This window comes from Agrobacterium sp. YIC 4121 (assembly GCF_002008205.1).
In the GTDB taxonomy this organism is placed as follows: domain Bacteria; phylum Pseudomonadota; class Alphaproteobacteria; order Rhizobiales; family Rhizobiaceae; genus Agrobacterium; species Agrobacterium leguminum.
In genome coordinates, this window is the sequence record NZ_MRDI01000020.1 from 15,885 (window position 1) to 35,179 (window position 19,295).

19 protein-coding genes are annotated in these 19,295 nt (G+C 60.9%); 11 read left to right on the forward strand and 8 right to left on the reverse strand.

From position 1 onward, the window contains the following. The 5 genes from BTE54_RS17525 to BTE54_RS17545 form a co-directional block, all read right to left on the reverse strand. Positions 1–747 carry an electron transfer flavoprotein subunit beta/FixA family protein gene (locus BTE54_RS17525; RefSeq protein WP_022563006.1) on the reverse strand — a complete coding sequence of 249 codons (747 nt, stop codon included), beginning with the start codon at positions 745–747 and terminating at the stop codon, positions 1–3. A gap of 184 nt (positions 748–931) precedes the next feature. Further along, positions 932–1,705 (reverse strand): rhomboid family intramembrane serine protease, encoded by a 774-nt coding sequence (locus BTE54_RS17530; RefSeq protein ID WP_078053511.1) that lies wholly within the window; start codon positions 1,703–1,705, stop codon positions 932–934. A 32-nt stretch (positions 1,706–1,737) separates the two neighbouring features. Next, on the reverse strand, positions 1,738–2,316 hold the full coding sequence (locus BTE54_RS17535; protein ID WP_020813416.1) for a cob(I)yrinic acid a,c-diamide adenosyltransferase: 579 nt from the start codon (positions 2,314–2,316) through the stop codon (positions 1,738–1,740). 1 nt (position 2,317) lies between these two features. Beyond that, positions 2,318–2,515 carry a twin transmembrane helix small protein gene (locus BTE54_RS17540; protein WP_065657065.1) on the reverse strand — a complete coding sequence of 66 codons (198 nt, stop codon included), beginning with the start codon at positions 2,513–2,515 and terminating at the stop codon, positions 2,318–2,320. 16 nt (positions 2,516–2,531) lie between these two features. Then, positions 2,532–3,365, reverse strand: coding sequence for an SDR family oxidoreductase (locus BTE54_RS17545; RefSeq protein WP_078053342.1), 834 nt, complete (start codon positions 3,363–3,365; stop codon positions 2,532–2,534). Between the two features lie 179 nt (positions 3,366–3,544). On the opposite strand from BTE54_RS17545, the gene BTE54_RS17550 reads away from it, so the two are divergent. Next, complete coding sequence (locus BTE54_RS17550; RefSeq protein WP_078053512.1) at positions 3,545–4,462, forward strand: YihY/virulence factor BrkB family protein; 918 nt, start codon at positions 3,545–3,547, stop codon at positions 4,460–4,462. Here BTE54_RS17550 and gluQRS read toward each other — a convergent pair. After that, entirely contained in the window at positions 4,430–5,329 is a 900-nt protein-coding gene (gluQRS, locus tag BTE54_RS17555; RefSeq protein ID WP_078053343.1) for a tRNA glutamyl-Q(34) synthetase GluQRS, read from the reverse strand. The two genes, BTE54_RS17550 and gluQRS, sit on opposite strands and share 33 nt — an antisense overlap. Before the next feature lie 39 nt (positions 5,330–5,368). On the opposite strand from gluQRS, the gene BTE54_RS17560 reads away from it, so the two are divergent. Beyond that, on the forward strand, positions 5,369–6,025 hold the full coding sequence (locus BTE54_RS17560) for a DNA-3-methyladenine glycosylase (protein ID WP_198939179.1): 657 nt from the start codon (positions 5,369–5,371) through the stop codon (positions 6,023–6,025). 5 nt (positions 6,026–6,030) lie between these two features. Here BTE54_RS17560 and BTE54_RS17565 read toward each other — a convergent pair whose 3' ends face one another. Continuing rightward, positions 6,031–7,449, reverse strand: coding sequence for an XRE family transcriptional regulator (locus BTE54_RS17565; protein ID WP_078053344.1), 1,419 nt, complete (start codon positions 7,447–7,449; stop codon positions 6,031–6,033). Between the two features lie 118 nt (positions 7,450–7,567). On the opposite strand from BTE54_RS17565, the gene BTE54_RS17570 reads away from it, so the two are divergent. From BTE54_RS17570 to BTE54_RS17610, 9 genes are all read left to right on the forward strand, one after another. After that, positions 7,568–9,100 (forward strand): acyl-CoA carboxylase subunit beta, encoded by a 1,533-nt coding sequence (locus tag BTE54_RS17570; protein WP_078053345.1) that lies wholly within the window; start codon positions 7,568–7,570, stop codon positions 9,098–9,100. Positions 9,101–9,202: 102 nt separating this feature from the next. Further along, a complete protein-coding gene (yghU, locus tag BTE54_RS17575; RefSeq protein WP_078053346.1) occupies positions 9,203–10,099 on the forward strand; it encodes a glutathione-dependent disulfide-bond oxidoreductase in 897 nt (298 codons plus the stop codon). 103 nt (positions 10,100–10,202) lie between these two features. Continuing rightward, positions 10,203–10,580 carry a hypothetical protein gene (locus BTE54_RS17580; protein WP_003520841.1) on the forward strand — a complete coding sequence of 126 codons (378 nt, stop codon included), beginning with the start codon at positions 10,203–10,205 and terminating at the stop codon, positions 10,578–10,580. A gap of 35 nt (positions 10,581–10,615) precedes the next feature. Further along, positions 10,616–11,176 carry an RNA 2'-phosphotransferase gene (locus BTE54_RS17585; protein ID WP_078053347.1) on the forward strand — a complete coding sequence of 187 codons (561 nt, stop codon included), beginning with the start codon at positions 10,616–10,618 and terminating at the stop codon, positions 11,174–11,176. 35 nt (positions 11,177–11,211) lie between these two features. Beyond that, positions 11,212–11,610, forward strand: a complete 399-nt coding sequence (locus BTE54_RS17590; protein ID WP_174036970.1) for a hypothetical protein — start codon at positions 11,212–11,214, stop codon at positions 11,608–11,610. A gap of 4 nt (positions 11,611–11,614) precedes the next feature. Beyond that, positions 11,615–13,618 (forward strand): acetyl/propionyl/methylcrotonyl-CoA carboxylase subunit alpha, encoded by a 2,004-nt coding sequence (locus BTE54_RS17595; protein WP_078053349.1) that lies wholly within the window; start codon positions 11,615–11,617, stop codon positions 13,616–13,618. 132 nt (positions 13,619–13,750) lie between these two features. Beyond that, positions 13,751–15,892 (forward strand): methylmalonyl-CoA mutase, encoded by a 2,142-nt coding sequence (gene scpA / locus BTE54_RS17600; protein WP_065657073.1) that lies wholly within the window; start codon positions 13,751–13,753, stop codon positions 15,890–15,892. Between the two features lie 13 nt (positions 15,893–15,905). Continuing rightward, positions 15,906–16,322, forward strand: coding sequence for a methylmalonyl-CoA epimerase (mce, locus tag BTE54_RS17605; protein ID WP_078053350.1), 417 nt, complete (start codon positions 15,906–15,908; stop codon positions 16,320–16,322). A gap of 172 nt (positions 16,323–16,494) precedes the next feature. Beyond that, positions 16,495–18,039: a glycerol-3-phosphate dehydrogenase gene (locus BTE54_RS17610; protein WP_078053351.1), complete on the forward strand. Its 1,545-nt coding sequence runs from the start codon at positions 16,495–16,497 to the stop codon at positions 18,037–18,039. 19 nt (positions 18,040–18,058) lie between these two features. Here BTE54_RS17610 and BTE54_RS17615 read toward each other — a convergent pair whose 3' ends face one another. Then, positions 18,059–19,291 carry an ROK family transcriptional regulator gene (locus BTE54_RS17615; protein ID WP_198939180.1) on the reverse strand — a complete coding sequence of 411 codons (1,233 nt, stop codon included), beginning with the start codon at positions 19,289–19,291 and terminating at the stop codon, positions 18,059–18,061. Between the last annotated feature and the right edge of the window lie 4 nt (positions 19,292–19,295).

Below are 19,295 nucleotides of genomic sequence, written 5' to 3' on the forward strand. Positions count from 1 at the left end.
TTAGAGGACGCCGTCGGCTTTGAGCTTTTCGACCAGCTCGGCAACCGAGCCGACCTTGATGCCGGCCTTGCGGCCTGCCGGCTCTTCGGTCTTCAGCACCTTCAGGCGCGGCGAAACATCGACGCCGAAATCGGCCGGCGCCTTTTTGTCGAGCGGCTTCTTCTTCGCCTTCATGATGTTCGGCAGCGATGCATAACGCGGCTCATTGAGACGAAGATCGGTGGTGACCACGGCGGGAAGCTTCAGCTCCACCGTCTGCAAACCGCCATCGACTTCACGGGTGACTGCGACCTTGCCATCTGCGGGCACGACCTTGGAGGCAAAGGTGCCCTGGCCCCAGCCGAGCAATGCGGCCAGCATCTGGCCGGTCTGGTTCGAATCGTCATCGATTGCCTGCTTGCCGACGATGACGAGGCCAGGCTGTTCGGCTTCCGCCACGCCCTTCAGAAGCTTGGCGACGGCGAGCGGCTCAACCGTTTCATCGGTCTCGATCAGGATGGCGCGGTCGGCGCCCATCGCGAGCGCGGTGCGCAGCGTTTCTTCCGCTTTGGCCGGGCCGATGGAGACGACCACAACCTCTTCGGCCTTGCCGGCTTCCTTCAGGCGCAGCGCCTCTTCCACCGAGATTTCGTCGAACGGGTTCATCGACATTTTCACATTGGCAAGCTCAACGCCAGAACCATCGGCTTTCACGCGGATCTTCACGTTGTAATCGACGACTCGTTTAACGGGGACAAGGATTTTCATCGGCGGCTTTCCTCAAACTCCTGTCCGCTTTGGCCAGTTGACCGCGCGGACCTCCAAAAACAGGTTGGCGACATGGATAAGCATTTTTCCCGCAATTACAACGGAGCAATCTTCATTATCACATGCACGTAAGGCATATCTTACGTTGACGTTCACGTAAATACTCTATCTCTTTCACAAGAGCTCATCTGCTCCCGTCATAGCCCCGTTCGATTTGCGACAACCCCGCCGTTTGCGACGGATTCTTGAACTGCGCCGCCCTCGGCGGAACAATGGTGCGGTCAAACAGGGGAACGCCCCGCCTGCGCATGAAAATCACCATGATTGCGCCCGCCATGATGCCACCCACATGCGCGCCCCAGGAAACGTTTTCCTCGAGCCCGAGCGCCAGCATCAGGAACTGCTGGCCGATCCACAGCGCCAGCGGAATGAAGGCGGGCAAAGGAAGCGGAATGCGCATGAGAACCAGCACCCAGACGCGCACCCTGGGATGCAGCAGGAAATAGGCCGCGACGACGCCCGAAACCGCACCCGAAGCGCCGATCAGCGGCCCTTCGGAGGTGGGGGCGACGAAACCGTGAAACAGCGCCCCGGCGATGGCGCAAACGATGTAGAAAATCAGAAAACGGAAATGGCCGAGCGCATCCTCGACATTGTCGCCGAAGACCCAGAGAAACAGCATGTTGCCGGCGAGATGCCAGAAATCGAGATGCAGGAAAGCATAGGTGACAACGGTCAGGTCATCAGGCACGACCTGCAGGGCGGGTTCCAGATAGGCGTAGTCGAACACCACTGCCGGAATGAAACCGAGGCCGAGGGCTGCGGCATTGGCCTGCGTGTCGCTGGCCAGCACCCCGGTAAACAGCCAGACCAGCACATTGACCGCGATCAGGCCGATTGTGACATATTGCAGCCGGATATGTTTGAGGGAATTCGCATCGTGCAGCGGTATGAACATCGAACGCCCTTTGGTTGCGTCATTGAAACGCTTTAGCGGTTCTTGCCGGGAACCCACAATATATCGGCCTTGCCGGCATCATTGGCGAAGCGGGCGGCGACGAACAGGAAGTCGGACAGGCGGTTGGCATATTTCAGCGCCGCCGGGCTGACGATCTCATTCTCAGTGACGGAAAGTTCCACCATCAGTCTTTCCGCGCGCCTGCAGACGGTGCGCGCCATATGCAGGCTGGCCGCCGCAGCACTGCCGCCCGGCAGCACGAAAGAGGTCAGCGGTTCAAGGGCGGCATTGAGATCGTCGATTTCGTTTTCCAGCCGCGTGACCTGGCTTTCGACGATGCGCAGCGGCTCGTAGGAAAGCGGTTCGCCGCTGTCCGGCGTGGCGAGATCGGCGCCGAGATCGAAAAGATCGTTCTGGATGCGGAAGAGCATGGCATCCAGCTTTTCCATCCCGCCCGTATGAAGCCGTGCGACACCGATGGCCGAATTGGTCTCATCCACCGTGCCATAGGCCTCGACGCGAAGATCGTGTTTCAGGCGGCGCGGGCCGGAAACCAGCGCCGTGGTGCCCTTGTCGCCGGTACGAGTGTAGATCTTGTTCAGCTTCACCATGTCAGCGGCCACCGCCGGTGAGCCAGAGGGTGAACATGATCAGCACAATCGCCACGGCCTGCAAAAGCAGGCGAAGCTGCATCAGCTTGTTGGAGCGGTTGGCGTCCTGTCCCTTCAGCATGTTGAAGAGGCCGCGTATCAGCACGATGACGACGAGGCCCATGAAGATAAGGGCCAGAACGGTGGTGAAGCCGGACATGCGGTATTACTCCTCCTCAATCGAATCTGCGCAGCAGACGATAGAAAAGTCCGGCAGGCAAGAGCCGTTTCAGCACAAGCCCCTGTTTGGCGGGCACGGTAACGGGATAATGCGGTTTCGGCCTTTTGGCGGTCAGGGCATGTTTCAACACGGCATAAACGGCGTCCGGGCCGAGCTTGTGGCGGTTGACGGGGCCGGAACCATCCATGCGCGCCAGCTGGCGTTTATATTCCGCCGCATGGGCGGAATTTTCGAGATCGATGTGCTCGTTGATATGGGCAAGCGCCGTCGCGGTGAATTTCGAGGTGATCGGCCCCGGTTCGATCAGGCTGACATGGATGCCGCTGCCCTGAAGCTCCATGCGCAGCGTGACGCCCAGCCCCTCAAGGGCGAATTTCGAGGCGGTGTAAGCGCCGCGATAGCGATAAGGCACAAGGCCGAGGATGGAGGAGCAATTCACGATGCGCCCCGCACCCCGGGCGCGCATGAAGGGAATGACCCGCCGTGTCAGATCGTGCCAGCCGAAGACATTGGTTTCGAACTGCGCCCGCAGCGCCTCGACAGGCAAATCCTCCACCGCGCCCGGCTGGCCATAGGCGCCGTTGTTGAAAAGCGCATCGATGCGGCCGCCGGTCCGGGCTGCGACGGTGTCCACCAGCGCGGCGATGGTTTCCGGCTTGGTGTAATCCATGATCAGGGTCTCGATGCCCTGGTTTTCAAGCGCCGCCATGTCGGCGATGCGCCGCACGGTGGCGAAAACCCGCCAGCCGTCCCGGTGGAGCGCGCCGGCGCAATGGGCGCCGATGCCCGAGGAGCATCCGGTGATGATGATGACGGGTTTTTCAGACATTTGCCGCTCCGGGAAACCGACTGTTGCTCTGGCCCGATTGCCCGGCCCGTTAAAATCCGATCGCGCGAAATCCGTGCCCTTCTGGAACCGAAAGGCCAGCTTGCGCGCTGTACAAAGCGAAGCTGATTTCCCATATTCGGCTCGAAGTTACAAATGAAATGCCGATGAATGGAGGTGACATGGTTGCCGCAGTGCGCCTGGCAGGCAAGGTTGCCTTCGATGCCTATTCCCATTTCGCCGAGGATGACGGCTGGGCGATGGCGAGCCATATGGCGCTGTCGATCCTGCTGGCCCTGTTTCCGTTCCTGATCTTCGGCACGGCTCTTGCCGGTTTTCTGGGGGCGGACCAGTTTTCCGAAACGGCGGTGCATCTGATTTTCGACACCTGGCCAGCGGCGATTGCCGGGCCGCTGGCGGCGCAGGTGCAGCAGGTGCTGACCATTCCGCGCGGCGGGCTGCTGACGATTTCGGTGCTGGCGGCGGCCTATTTTGCGTCCAATGGTGTCGAGGCGTTGCGCATTTCATTGAACCGCGCCTATCGTGTTACCGAAACGCGCTGGTGGTATGTCACCCGCCTGCTCAGCCTGCTTTATGTGCTTATCGCCGTCGTGGTCTTTGCCGGCATCAGCATCGTACTGGTCGCCGTGCCGGTCGCCACATCTTTTGCCGAGCAGCGGTTTCCGTGGCTGACGGATGTGCTGAACACCATCTCCAGCCTCGGTCTTTATGGCACCATCGTCGTGCTGACGGCGGGGCTGGTGGCGGCGCATCTGTGGCTTCCGGCCGGCAAGCGCCGCATCTGGGATGTCTGGCCGGGCATTCTCCTGACGATGATCTTCTGGGTCATCGGGGCCGCGATCTTCGCCTATTATCTCTCCACCTTCGCCAATTATGCCGCCACCTATGCCGGTCTCGCCTCGGTGATGGTGGTGCTGGTGTTTCTTTATATGGTCGGCGTCATCTTCATGCTGGGGGCTGAGGTGAATGCCGCGCTGATGAAATACAAGGTCCGCCAGATCATCCGCCGCAATATCGGTGGCAACGGCGCGCGCCGCGGGCAGGTACTAGACGAGACCGACAAGCCGGCGGATATCTGAGGGCGCAGCACCTTCCGAACGAAGGGCGGAAAGCCCGGTGCTGCCTTCGCTTTTCGAGAGCTTGCGCCCGTCCGCGCCCAGGATCAGCCGGTGATGGCGATAGGCCGGCTGCGGCAGGTTCAGCAGGTGTTGCAACAGCCGGTGAATGGCGGTGGCGTGATAGAGATCCATGCCGCGCACCACATGGGTGATGCCCTGCAACGCGTCATCCACCACAACGGAAAGATGATAGCTTGAAGGCGCGTCGGAGCGCGACAGCACCACATCGCCCCAAAGCGCTGGCAGGGCCTCGATCTGCCCCGTCTCGCCGTCGCCGCTCTCTTCCCAGAATAGAGGGATGCCGGCGGCGCGGATCGCCTTTTCCATGTCGAGCCGCCAGGCGTGCGGACGGCCGGAGGCGAGCAGCACATCCCGCTCCGCCCTTGGCCTCTCCCGGTCGATGGCCGGGTAAAGCGGCGCGCCATCGGGATCGCGGGGCCAGAGCCCGCCCTCCGCCTCGAAAGTACGAACGATCGCCCTGGTTTCTCCACGGCTTAGAAAAGCAGGGTAAGCAAGTCCTGCCTCGATCAGCCTGTCCAGCGCCACGCGGTACTCTTCGAAATGCTCCGATTGCCGCCGCACCGGTTTCTCCCAGTCGAGACCCAGCCAGCCAAGATCGTCATAGATCGCCTGTTCCAGCTCCGGGGTGCAGCGCGTCTGGTCGATATCCTCGATGCGAAGCAGAAAGCGGCCGCCATTGTCTCGCGCCATATCGTGGTTCAGGAAGGCGGAAAGCGCGTGGCCGAGATGCAGAAGGCCATTGGGGCTTGGCGCAAAACGGTAAACCGGTTTTTGACGGAGAGGCGAAGGCATGGTTTCTTCTGCCATGTTTTAAAGCACCCTACCAGCCGGCTGGCGGCATATGGAATGACGGACATGAAAATCATTACCGGGATGGACGACATCAGCGAAGGGCTGGAGCATCTCGCCCAACTCGATCCGGCTCTCGGCCTCGTCATCGAAAAAGCCGGCCCGCTGGAACTGCGCATTCATGAGCCCGGCTTTTCCGGCCTTGCCCATATCGTCGTCTCGCAGATGGTGTCGCGCGCCAGCGCCAATGCCATATGGGCGCGTATTTTTGCCGGCACCGGCGGCGCGGTCACGGCGGAAAATTATCTCGGCGCGTCGGCGGAATTGCGCGCCACTTTCGGCCTTTCGCGCGCCAAGGCGACGACACTGGAAGGACTGGCGCGCGCCGTCACGGAAGGGCAGATCGATCTTGACGGCGTGGTGCGCAAGGAGGGGCGTGTGGCCCTTTCCGAGCTTGTTGCGCTTCGCGGTATCGGCCCGTGGACGGCGGAGGTCTATCTGATGTTCTGCGGCGGGCATCCGGATATTTTTCCGGTTGGCGATGTGGCGCTGAGATCGGCGGTGGCTCATGCGCTTGCGCTGGAGGTGAGGCCGGAAGCGAAATGGCTGGCGGAGCGGGCAACAATCTGGTCGCCATGGCGCTCCGTGGCCGCGCGGCTTTTCTGGGGCTACTACGCCAACATCATGCGGCGCGCCATGGTACCGCTGCCCTGAGCGGGTTAAAAATCGGCGATACTGTAGGGCAGCACTCCGCGCGAGAGATGATCGAAATGCAGCTTGCGTTTCAGCGGCGGCACGGCGCGTTGCACGCAATCCACCCTCTCGCAGACCCGACAGGAAATGCCGATCGGTTTGAAGGAGGCCGCATTGCCGAGATCGAGCGTATCGGCATAAACGAAATTCTGCGCGTGTGAAATTTCGCAGCCAAGCGCGATGGCATAACGTGGTCTCTCCGTGTTGAAACCGGCGCCAGCCTTTTCGATCTGCGTGGCGATGGAAAGATAGCGCACGCCATCCGGCGTTTCCGCCAATTGCCTCACGATCCTGTCGGAGCTTTCGAAAGCCTGATGGATATTCCACAGCGGACAGGCCGCGCCGAAACGGGCAAATTGCAGCCGCGTGGCGCTGTGGCGTTTGGTGATGTTGCCGGCGCGGTCGATCTTGGCGAAAAAGATCGGCACACCTTTCATGCCCGGCCGTTGCAAGGTGCTCAGCCGGTGGGCCACCTGCTCAAGGCTCGCGCCGAAACGAACGGCCAGAAGCTCAAGATCGTGGCGCAGTTCCTGCGCCGCCCGGTGAAATTGCCCATAGGGCAGGATGAGGGCTGCGGCAAAATAATTGTGCAGCCCGATCCGACAGATTTCCGCGGCTTCCGCATTGCGGAAACCGGCGTCGGCCAGCACCCTGTCAACCGTTGGACCGGCGTGAAGCTGGGCGATCTGCAATGCAAGCTGAAAACAGCGGGTCGGCGCGGCCATGTAGGAGCTGAGGGCAAGGGTCTTGCCGGCAGGATCGAAGTGCCGGATCAGACCGCCTGCCGCCTCGGTTCGGGTGATATGGATGCCGTAACGGCTCTTCAGATGCGCCGCCAGAATGCCATAGGTCTCGCCGCCTTCAATCTCCAGTTCTTCCGCCAGCTCCTCGGCCAGAAGATCGATCTCGGCAACGTAATTGTCGACGAAGTGGAAGAAATCGCGCACCTCCTCATAGGGGGTTCTTTCCACCTGTGCGGTGCCGCGGCCCAGCCGGTCATCCAGCTGCACCAGCTGCTCGCTGTTCTGGCGATAGGCCTGATGGGCACGTAGCAGCGCATGGGCAAAACCCGGCGCGTTCTGGGCAATCAGCTTCAACTCCTGAAGCCCCGGTTCGTAATTCATGAACAGCGGGTCTTTCAGCGCCTCGCGCACGGCGGAAACCAGCCGGTCGCTTTCACCGGTCGCGAGTTCTGCCATTTCGAGCTGGAATTTTTCCACCAGCGTCACCAGAACGCTGGCCGAAACCGGGCGCTGGTTATTCTCGATCTGGTTCAGGTAACTCGCGGAAATGCCCAGCCGTTCGGCAAATTGCGCCTGCGTGGCGCGGGCGTTTTCGCGAAGGCCGCGAACCTTACGGCCGATAAAGAGTTTTTCCGTCGCCATGTTGCAACTTTGCAAAATTAAACATTGCAAATATTTATGGCACGCATACGCGCACGATCAAGGCTTCTTGGCGAATGTTTTCTGGGCTATTGATCGTGGCACAACGCATGGAGGAAACATGCCCGGCATTCTGGAGCAATTGGAAACGCGGCGCGCTGAGGCGCGGCTCGGCGGCGGCGTCAAGCGCATCGAGGCGCAGCATGGCAAAGGCAAGCTGACGGCGCGCGAGCGTATCGACGTGCTCCTGGATGAAGGTTCCTTCGAAGAGTATGACATGTACGTCACCCACCGCGCGGTGGATTTCGGCATGGCGGAGCAGAAGGTGGCGGGTGACGGTGTCGTCACCGGCTGGGGCACCATCAATGGCCGGCAGGTCTATGTGTTTTCGCAGGATTTCACCGTGCTTGGCGGTTCGCTCTCGGAAACCCATGCCCAGAAGATTTGCAAAATCATGGATATGGCGGTGCGCAACGGCGCGCCGGTGATCGGCCTCAACGACAGCGGCGGCGCGCGCATTCAGGAGGGCGTGGCCTCGCTCGGCGGTTATGCCGATGTGTTCAAGCGCAATGTCGTCGCCTCCGGCGTCGTGCCGCAAATCTCTGTCATCATGGGGCCTTGTGCGGGCGGTGCGGTTTATTCGCCGGCCATGACCGATTTCATCTTCATGGTGCGCGATACCTCCTACATGTTCGTGACCGGGCCGGATGTGGTCAAAACCGTGACCAACGAGATCGTTACGGCTGAGGAACTGGGCGGAGCCTCCACCCACACGAAAAAATCCTCCGTCGCCGACGGCGCTTATGAAAACGACATCGAAACGCTGGAACATGTGCGGCTGCTGTTCGATTTCCTGCCGCTCAACAACCGCGAAAAGCCGCCGGTGCGGCCGTTCCACGACGATCCGGCGCGGCTGGAAGCACGTCTTGATACGCTGATCCCTGATAGTTCCAACAAGCCCTATGACATGAAGGAACTGATCCACGCGCTGGCCGATGAGGGCGATTTCTTCGAGTTGCAGGAGGCCTTTGCCCGCAACATCATCACCGGCTTCATCCGCCTCGAAGGCCAGACGGTGGGCGTCGTCGCCAACCAGCCGATGGTGCTGGCCGGCTGCCTCGATATAGACAGTTCGCGCAAGGCGGCGCGTTTCGTGCGCTTTTGCGATGCCTTCAATATTCCGCTGCTGACGCTGGTGGATGTGCCGGGTTTCCTGCCGGGAACCGCGCAGGAATATGGCGGCGTCATCAAGCACGGCGCAAAACTTCTCTTCGCCTATTCGGAGACGACGGTGCCGATGGTGACGCTGATCACCCGCAAGGCCTATGGCGGCGCTTATGACGTGATGGCCTCGAAACATATCGGCGCGGATGTGAATTACGCCTGGCCGACGGCGGAAATCGCCGTGATGGGCGCGAAGGGGGCGGCGGAAATTCTCTATCGTTCCGAGCTTGCCGATCCGGAAAAGATCGCCGCGCGCACGAAGGAATACGAAGAGCGTTTCGCCAACCCCTTTGTGGCGGCGGAGCGCGGTTTCATCGATGAGGTCATCATGCCGCATTCCTCACGCCGCCGCATCGCCCGCGCGTTTGCGTCGCTGCGTAACAAGAACGTGGAAACCCGCTGGAAGAAACACGACACCATTCCGCTCTGATCTGCTGCAGGGCTGGAAAAATGCTTCGGCCACCTTACTATATGTTTGTTCAGGCGCCCGGATGTCCGGATGTCCTCCCGAAACGCACAAGGACACATTTTCATGGCCGAAAATTCCTCCGCAGATAATTTCCCCGCCGGATATGAACCGCCCAAGGTCTGGACCTGGGAAAAGGGCAATGGCGGCCAGTTCGCCAATATCAACCGGCCTATCGCCGGCCCGACCCACGAAAAGGAACTTCCCGTCGGCAAGCATCCACTGCAGCTTTATTCGCTGGCGACGCCGAATGGCCAGAAGGTCACCATCATGCTGGAAGAATTGCTGGCTGCCGGCCACAAGGGCGCAGACTATGATGCCTGGCTGATCAAGATCGGCGAAGGCGACCAGTTCGGTTCCGGTTTCGTCGGCGTCAATCCGAATTCCAAGATTCCGGCGCTGATGGATCATTCGACGCCTGAGCCGACGCGCGTTTTCGAAAGCGGCTCCATTCTCGTTTACCTCGCGGAAAAATTCGGCGCCTTCCTGCCGAAAGAGGGCAATGCCCGCACGCAGGCGCTGAACTGGCTGTTCTGGCAGATGGGCTCCGCCCCCTTCCTCGGCGGCGGTTTCGGCCATTTTTATGCCTATGCGCCGGTGAAGATCAAATACGCCATCGACCGCTACGCCATGGAAGTCAAACGCCAGCTCGACGTGCTGGACCGGCATCTGGCCGAGAACCGCTACCTGGCGGGTTCGGAATATACGATCGCCGACATGGCCGTCTGGCCGTGGTACGGCAAGATCGCGCTCGGTCAGGCCTATGGCGATGCCGGTGCTTTCCTTGAGGCGGACGGTTACAAAAACGTCATGCGCTGGACGCTCGAAATCGGCGAACGCCCGGCGGTCAAGCGTGGCGTGATCGTCAACAAGACCTCGGGCGATCCGTCCGAACAATTGCATGAACGCCACGATGCCTCCGACTTCGAGACGAAGACGCAGGACAAGATCGGCAGGGCGTAACGAAAGATTAGAGCGCCAAAAGCGCTCTAACTATTTGAATTGGCGCATTTCCGGACGTAAAAGCAAGGCAGCTTTCACTGGAAATGTTCTGGAAGGACAAAAGATGGCGAACCTGCCCGAAATGACCAAACACAAGGGATTTCCCTCCGGCATGCCGAGCACGGGTGTCCAGTTCACCATCCGCCGCGCCAACCCCAAAGGGGTAACGCCTATCAAGATGATACCCCGCCGGGCGCGCAACGACACCAAGGAGCATCGCATCGATGCCGCCTTCCTGCATTCGCTCTGGCACCATTTCGGTGCCGAGCCCTTCGAGCGCGGCAATCTCGACGCCGCCCGCCTCAACCTGCTCTTCGGCCGCGAGGTGGTGCCGGCGGAGAAGAATTTCGACCCGCTTTCCTATCAGGCGATGCTTGTCATTGACGAACGTGTCGCCCGGCAGAACTTCCCGGAATCCTTCGAGAATTTTTTCGAGATTTGAGTGTGCTGTCATCCGCCAACGGGGAATGAAATTCGATGTCGACAGCGACCAGCAAATTTCTGAGTTACGTTCTGCGCCATGCGCCTGAAAGCATCGGCCTGACCCTGGATGCTCAGGGTTGGGCGGATGTCGCAGATCTGTTGGCAAAAGCGAATGCGAGCGGCACGCCGCTCGATGAGGCAGGCCTCTTTTCGGTCGTCGCAGAAAGCGACAAGAAGCGCTTCACGTTGTCGGAAGACGGCCGCCGCATCCGGGCGGCGCAGGGGCATTCCGTTAAGGTCGATCTTGGCCGGCCGCCAGTCGAGCCGCCGCCGCAATTGTTTCACGGTACGGCAACCCGCTTTCTCGATTCCATTCTGCGGGAAGGCTTGCGTCCGGGGGAAAGGCAGCAGGTTCATCTTTCCGCTGACCGGAAGACTGCGATTACCGTCGGACAACGGCATGGAAAACCTGTGGTCCTGATTGTCGATGCCTGCCGGATGTTTGCGGATGGCTGCAATTTCTACCAAGCCGACAACGGCGTTTGGCTGACGGACGCCGTGCCCTTTGCCTATTTGACCCAGTTCGAGGATTCCTCAGCGGAGAGCGATGGGTGACGGGCTGACGTTTGGTAATGGAGGAGGGAGGCGAAATGGGTGTCGGCATATTTCAGATCGATATGGATTGGCTGCATCGCTGGCTAAGGCAGCGGCGTGGCGGCGGTGCTCGTAAGCCCGGCAACCGCAAGCTCAAACCCAGGATGACGCCGGAAGCCGCCCGGCTCGATCACCGGCAGATGTTGCGTTTCATGGCGCTCAATGCGGCAGTTGGCGTGCTGATCGGCGTCTGCGTCGGTGCAGCGCTGATCTTTCTCGACATTGGCGGTTTGGGCGCGCGCATCGGCCGTGCGGCAAATCCGGTCGTGCCCGTGCTGCTGGTCGTCATGCCCATTGCATCCCTGTTCGGCGCGGCCGCCACCGCCTCGGCGATCCTGATGATGCCCTATGAAAAGAAATTCCGCGACGACGATGACGATGCGAGGGGAGAATAACCGCATGATCAAGAAAATCCTCATCGCCAATCGCGGCGAGATTGCCTGCCGGGTCATCAAGACGGCAAGCAAGATGGGCATCGCCACTGTCGCGGTCTATTCGGATGCGGATGCCAATGCGCTGCATGTGAGACAAGCGGATGAGGCCGTTCATATCGGCCCGGCCCCCTCGTCTCAGTCCTATATCGTCATCGACAGGATTCTTGAGGCAATCGTGAAGACCGGGGCGGATGCTGTCCATCCCGGTTACGGTTTCCTGTCGGAAAATGCTGCCTTCGCCGAGGCGCTGGAAAAGGCGGGTGTCGCCTTCATCGGTCCGCCTGTTGGCGCCATCAAGGCCATGGGCGACAAGATCACCTCCAAGAAACTGGCCGCGGAAGCGGGTGTTTCCACCGTCCCCGGCCATATGGGGCTGATCGAGGATGCGGATGAGGCGGTGAGGATCGCCTCGCAGATCGGTTATCCCGTCATGATCAAGGCTTCGGCCGGCGGCGGCGGCAAGGGCATGCGCATCGCTTTCAACGATGCCGAGGCGCGCGAGGGTTTCCAGTCCTCGAAAAACGAGGCGAAATCCTCCTTTGGCGATGATCGTATCTTCATCGAGAAATTCGTCACCCAGCCGCGCCACATTGAAATTCAGGTGCTGGGCGACAAGCACGGCAACACACTTTATCTGGGTGAGCGTGAATGCTCGATCCAGCGCCGTAACCAGAAGGTCATCGAGGAAGCGCCATCGCCCTTTCTGGACGAAGCCACCCGCAAAGCCATGGGCGAGCAGGCCGTGGCGCTGGCGAGAGCCGTCGGTTACCATTCGGCCGGCACGGTGGAATTCATCGTCGATGGCGAGAGGAATTTCTACTTTCTGGAAATGAACACCCGCCTGCAGGTGGAGCATCCGGTAACGGAACTCATCACCGGCATCGATGTGGTCGAACAGATGATCCGTGTGGCATCAGGTGAAAAGCTTTCTTTCGGACAGGCGGATGTGAAACTGAACGGCTGGGCGATTGAAAGCCGGCTTTATGCCGAAGACCCCTATCGCAACTTCCTGCCCTCCATCGGCCGGCTGACGCGATATCGCCCGCCGCAGGAGGGTGCGCAGGAGAACGGAACGGTTATCCGCAACGATACCGGCGTTTTCGAAGGCGGCGAAATCTCGATGTATTACGATCCGATGATCGCCAAGCTGTGCACCTGGGGCAAGGATCGCGGGGCCGCCACCGACGCCATGGGGCAGGCGCTGGATCGTTTCGAGGTGGAAGGCATTGGCCATAATCTGCCCTTCCTGTCGGCTGTCATGCAGCATGAGCGTTTCCGCGCCGGCCGCCTGACGACGGGTTTTATCGCGGAAGAATTTCCGGAGGGATTTTCCGGCGTGGAACCGGATGAGGCCACGGCGCGCCAGCTTTCCGCCATCGCCGCCATCATCCATCAGCGGCTACAGCGCCGCGCAGTCGAAATTTCCGGCACCATCGGCAATCACCGCCGCATCGTCGGTCAGGAATGGGTGGTGTCGTTTGGCGCATCCCGCCACAGGGTTAGCGTTGAAACCGGCACGGATGGTACGGCGGTCCGTTTTGAAGACGGGGCGGCGTTCACCGTCGATACCAGCTGGCTTCCCGGCGAGAGCCTTGGCCTTTTCACGGTCGCGGGTGAGGTTATCGCCGCCAAGGTCGAGCTAGCAGGTGCTGCGATCCGCCTGCGCTGGCGCGGCATGGATATTCGTGCCCATGTGCGCAGCCCGCGTGTGGCGGAACTGGCGCTGCTAATGCCGGAAAAATTGCCGCCGGATACATCGAAACTGCTGCTTTGCCCTATGCCGGGCGTCATCACCGGCATTTCGGTGGGTGAGGGCGATGAGGTGGAGGCCGGGCAGGCGCTCGCGACGGTGGAGGCCATGAAGATGGAAAACATCCTGCGCGCGGAAAAACGCGGCCGCGTTGCCAGAGTGGCGGCAAAACCGGGCGACAGCCTCGCGGTGGATGAAGTCATCCTCGAATTCGAGTGATGCCGCTGCCGTTTTTCCGGAACGCATGTGGGCCGGAGCGGTTTACGGGGTCGGCCCGGCGGGCGGATCGTTCGATTTTTGTCACGATCACCGGCCACAGTGCTAAAATGAAATGCAGAAGGGGAGAGATGCATGTCGGGTGAAAAAACGGCGCGGGATTGGCTGCAGCTTGCCGAGAAAGAGCTGAAGCGTTCACCGGAAACGCTCGTCTGGCACACACCCGAAGGCATTGAGGTGAAGCCGCTCTATACCGCTGACGATCTTCAGAAGATTTCCCATCTGGACAGCCTGCCGGGCTTTGCGCCTTTCACGCGCGGCCCGCGCGCCACCATGTATGCCGGGCGGCCCTGGACCATCCGCCAATATGCCGGTTTTTCCACGGCCGAAGCCTCGAACGCCTTTTACCGCAAGGCGCTCGCCGCCGGTCAGCAGGGTGTTTCCGTTGCCTTCGATCTTGCCACCCACCGCGGTTATGACAGCGATCATCCGCGTGTGGAGGGCGATGTCGGCAAGGCGGGCGTGGCGATCGACAGCGTCGAGGACATGAAAATCCTGTTCGATGGCATTCCGCTCGAAAAAGTCTCGGTGTCGATGACCATGAATGGCGCGGTCATTCCGGTGCTCGCCAGTTTCATCGTTGCGGGGGAAGAGCAGGGTGTGCCCCGCGCCGCCCTTTCCGGCACCATTCAGAACGATATCCTCAAGGAGTTCATGGTCCGCAACACCTATATCTATCCGCCGGAACCTTCGATGCGGATCATTGCCGACATCATCGAATATACGGCGAAGGAGATGCCGAAATTCAATTCCATCTCCATTTCCGGCTATCACATGCAGGAAGCGGGCGCGACGCTTACGCAGGAGCTGGCCTTCACGCTGGCGGATGGCCGCGAATATGTGCGGGCGGCGCTGGCCAAGGGACTGAACGTCGATGATTTCGCCGGCCGCCTGTCGTTCTTTTTCGCCATCGGCATGAATTTCTTCATGGAGGCTGCCAAGCTGCGCGCCGCGCGCCTGCTCTGGTCGCGCATCATGGAGGAGTTCAAGCCGCAGAAGGCGTCGTCGCTGATGCTGCGCACCCATTGCCAGACGTCCGGCGTCTCGCTTCAGGAGCAGGACCCTTATAACAATATCGTCCGCACCGCTTTCGAGGCCATGTCCGCCGTGCTGGGCGGCACGCAGTCGCTGCACACGAATTCCTTCGATGAGGCGATTGCCCTGCCGACGGAGTTTTCCGCCCGCATCGCCCGCAATACCCAGCTTATCCTTCAGCACGAAACCGGCGTCACAAAAGTCGTCGATCCGCTGGCCGGCTCCTATTATGTCGAAAGCCTGACTGACGAACTGGCAGAGAAGGCCTGGGCGCTGATCGAGGAGGTCGAGGCGCTTGGCGGCATGACCAAGGCGGTGGCGGAAGGCTTGCCGAAACGGCTGATCGAAGAGGCGGCAACGCGACGGCAGGCGGCGGTGGACAAGGGCGAGGAGGTTATCGTTGGCGTCAACCGTTACCGTCTGGAAAATGAAGAGGATATCGATGTTCTCGATATCGACAACGCCGCCGTGCGGGCCGCACAAATCCGCCGCATCGAAGAAACGCGCCGCCGCCGCGATGGCAAGGACGTGACCGCCGCCTTGGCAGCACTTTCCGAGATCGCCCGCAGCGGCAAGGGCAATATTCTCGAGGCCGCCGTTGTCGCCGCCCGCGCCCGCGCGACGGTGGGAGAGATTTCCGATGCGCTGCGTGCGGCCTTCGGCGACCATGCCGCCGTGCCGGAGGTGGTGAGCGATATTTACGGCGAGGCCTATAAGGACGAGCCGGAACTTGCCACGCTCGCCGCCCGGCTTTCCGGTGTGGCTGAGAGGATCGGCACCAAGCCGCGCATCATGGTCGCCAAGCTCGGGCAGGATGGGCATGATCGCGGCGCGAAGGTCATTGCCTCCGCCTTCGGCGATATAGGTTTCGATGTGCTGGCCGGCCCCCTGTTTCAGACACCCGTTGAAGCGGCCGATCTTGCCGTCCAGAACAGGGTGCATGTGGTCGGCATGTCGTCGCTCGCCGCCGGTCACAAGACGCTGGCGCCGCAGCTGGTCGAGGCGCTGAAACAGAAGGGCGCGGAAGATATCATCGTCGTCGTCGGCGGCGTCATTCCACGGCAGGATTATCAGTTCCTGCTCGACCACGGTGTCTCGGCGATTTTCGGCCCCGGCACCAATGTCATGGATGCTGCGAACAAGGTGCTCGACCTGCTAGAAGGCATCAGGCGGAACGCGTGAGGGAAAGACGGCCATGTTCGGAAGATTGAATCACGTCGCCATCGCGGTGCCCGATCTCGAAGCCGCCATTGCCCGATACAGGCTGTTGGGCGCAGATGTCTCGGAACCGCAATCGCTACCCGAACACGGCGTGACGGTGGTTTTCATTCAGGCTGACAATACCAAGATCGAGCTTCTTTATCCGCTTGGCGAAAATTCGCCGATTGCCGCTTTTCTCGAGAGAAATCCGGGCGGCGGCACGCATCATCTCTGCTTTGAAGTGCCTGACATTGTCGCGGCGCGCGACGATCTCGTCAAAAAGGGCGTTCGAATTCTGGGGGACGGCGAGCCGAAGATCGGCGCGCATGGCAATCCCGTTCTTTTCCTGCATCCGAAGGATATGGGCGGCGTGCTCTATGAGCTTGAGCAGGTTTCCCAGACATACGGCTGAAACACAGACCCCGTAAGAGGCTGGCCATACGGAGGACGGCGCGCAGCGGCCGTTCGCCTTTGCCGGAACGTGTTTCGTTTGTTTTCTTTTGACATTCGTTTTGTTTTCGTTTTTATGGCAATTGTCTTTCAACGATGGGGGTGCGATCCCCCGACGCTGTCGTGGAGGCTCTATGTCCGGCGAGAATATTTTCGATCTTTTTGTCATCGGTGGCGGCATCAACGGCTGCGGCATTGCCCGCGATGCCGTCGGCAGGGGCTATTCCGTCGCGCTTGCGGAAAAGGGCGATTTCGCTTCCGGCACGTCTTCCGCCGCCACCAAGCTCATTCATGGCGGCCTGCGTTATCTCGAACATTACGAGTTTCGTCTGGTGCGCGAAGCGCTGATGGAGCGGGAAATCCTCTGGGCCATGGCCCCGCATGTCATCTGGCCCATGCGTTTCGTCCTGCCCATCCAGAAAGGCGGCGTGCGCCCGGCCTGGATGGTCCGGCTCGGCCTGTTTCTTTATGACAATCTCGGCGGCCGCAAGCTTCTGCCGGCGACCCGCACGCTTGATCTTCGCAAGGACCCGGCGGGAAAGCCGCTGAAGCCGGCTTTCGCCAGAGCTTTCGAATATTCCGACGGCTGGGTGGATGATGCCCGTTTCGTGGTCCTCAACGCGCGCGATGCGGCCAATCGCGGCGCGACGATCATGAACCACACACGCGTCGTTTCCGCACGGCGCGAAGGCGGGTTGTGGCTCATCGAGACGCTGGACGAAAAAACCGGACGCGCGGCCACGCACAAGGCGCGTATGCTGGTGAATGCCGCCGGTCCCTGGGTGGACAAGGTGCTTTCCGGCGTCTTCGGCCGCAACGACGTGCACAATGTCCGGCTCGTGCAGGGCAGCCATATCATCGTGCGCAGGAAGTTTTCCGATCCGCGCGCCTATTTCTTCCAGAACCCTGATAACCGCATCATCTTCGCCATTCCCTATGAGCGCGATTTCACGCTGATCGGCACCACGGACCGCGATTACAAGGGCGATCCGGCCAGCGTTCGCATCTCTGAGGAGGAGATTTCCTATCTCTGCAACGCGGCCAGCGACTATTTCAGCGAACCGGTCCGGCCGGAAGATATCGTCTGGACCTATTCCGGCGTTCGCCCGCTTTTTGATGACGGTGCATCGAAAGCGCAGGAGGCGACGCGCGATTATGTGCTGAAGGTTGAAGAGACAGCGGGTGAGGCGCCACTCCTCAATATTTTCGGCGGCAAGCTCACCACCTATCGGCGGCTGGCGGAACATGCGCTGGAAAAGATCGGTGCGGCGATTGGTGAAAAGGGCAAGCCGTGGACGGCGGGCTCTCACCTGCCGGGCGGCGATTTCGGCGCTGAGAGATATGAGACGCAGGTGCGGGCGCTCGTCTCCCTTTATCCCTTCCTTGACGGACGCCATGCCGAGCGACTTGTCAGAAACTACGGCACCAAGGCGGCGGAACTGTTGGGCAGCGCCACCGATGTCTCCGGCCTCGGCCGGCATTTCGGCGGCACGCTTTATGAATGCGAGGTGCGCTGGCTGGTTGAGCACGAATGGGCCTGCGCGGCCGAGGACATTCTATGGCGGCGCACGAAACAGGGCCTGCGCCTCAGCAAGGATGAGGCCGCTGATCTCGATGACTTCGTTGCTGTGCTGATTTGTGGCGGGCAAGAGGCCGAGGCCGTGGCGGAGCGGGCCTGAAAATCCGCCGGTTGCCCCGTCAGCTCCCGTAATTCCTCACCGGCCTCTCCGGGCCATCGGCGCTCAGGATATAATCGTCTGCAGCTGAAAGGGCGTGTTCCATGTGCCCTTCGAACACCAGTTCCGGTTCGTTAGGCGCTATGGCGATTTTCGGCATGCCGCCGAAACGCACCGCCTGCGATTGCGCCAGACCCTCGCGCAGGCCGCTTTCCAGAAGATCGAAATAGCGGGTGCCGGGGCCGGTGATGAAGACCGGCATATGGCCATGCAGGCTGAAGAGGCGTGAAAGACCGTTACCGAGCGCAAGTCCGGCGGTGCGGAAGGCGAACCGCGCCATGCGCGCGCCGTTGCGGGCCGAGGCGGCGATCTTGTCCACCTCGGCGATCGGTACGAATTTCGCCGGTTCCGCCTGCGGCGGGGCTTCGAAAGCAGAACGCAGGATGGCGTAAAACCCGGAATAGGCCTCGATGCAGCCTTTGGTGCCGCAACGGCACAGTGCGCCGTCGGCCAGATGCAGCATATGGCCGAAATTGGGGGCGCTGACATCGATTGCGTCGCCCGTCGAGCGGGCGATGCCAAGACCGATGCTGTGGCCGAGCGACAGGGTGACGAGGGCTTCCGGCGCTGAGTTTTCCCGTGCCTGCTCCCGCATCCAGATGGCTTTTGCGGCCAGCAGCGTCTCGTTGTTCAGCGTCACGCGAATGCGCCCATCCCCGGAAACGAGCCGGTGGAAATCAATCCTTTCGTCACCTAGAACCGGCGACCAGACAAGCGTTGCCGTGGCCGCATCCACCAGCCCCTTGCTGCTGATCGACACCTGGAGGATATCGTGACGGTCGATGCGCGAGCGATCGGCAAGTCTTGCGAGGCCAGCGAGGATCGCGCCGCCGAATGTGCCTTTTTCAGCTGTAATCCTCTGTTCGGTGAAGCGGTCCACCAGCTTGCCGGCATAATCGACCAGCGAATATTGCACGCTGTCGGAAGATATGATGACGATGGCGACATGGCAAAAAGCGCCGCGCGGGCCGAAGAGAATGCGTGGCCGGCCGCGGCCGGCAGTCGCGAGCTGCTCTTTCCGCAGAATGAGACCGGCCCGCTCAAGCTCGGTGGTGATGGCGGAGACGGTTGCGGAGGCAAGCCCGGTGAAGGACGACATGTCGGTATGGGAAAGGCTGCCGTGCAGGCGCAGCGCCGCCATCACCGACAGGCTGTTTTTCTGGCGCACCAGTTCCGTACTTGCAATGGCGGACATGGGC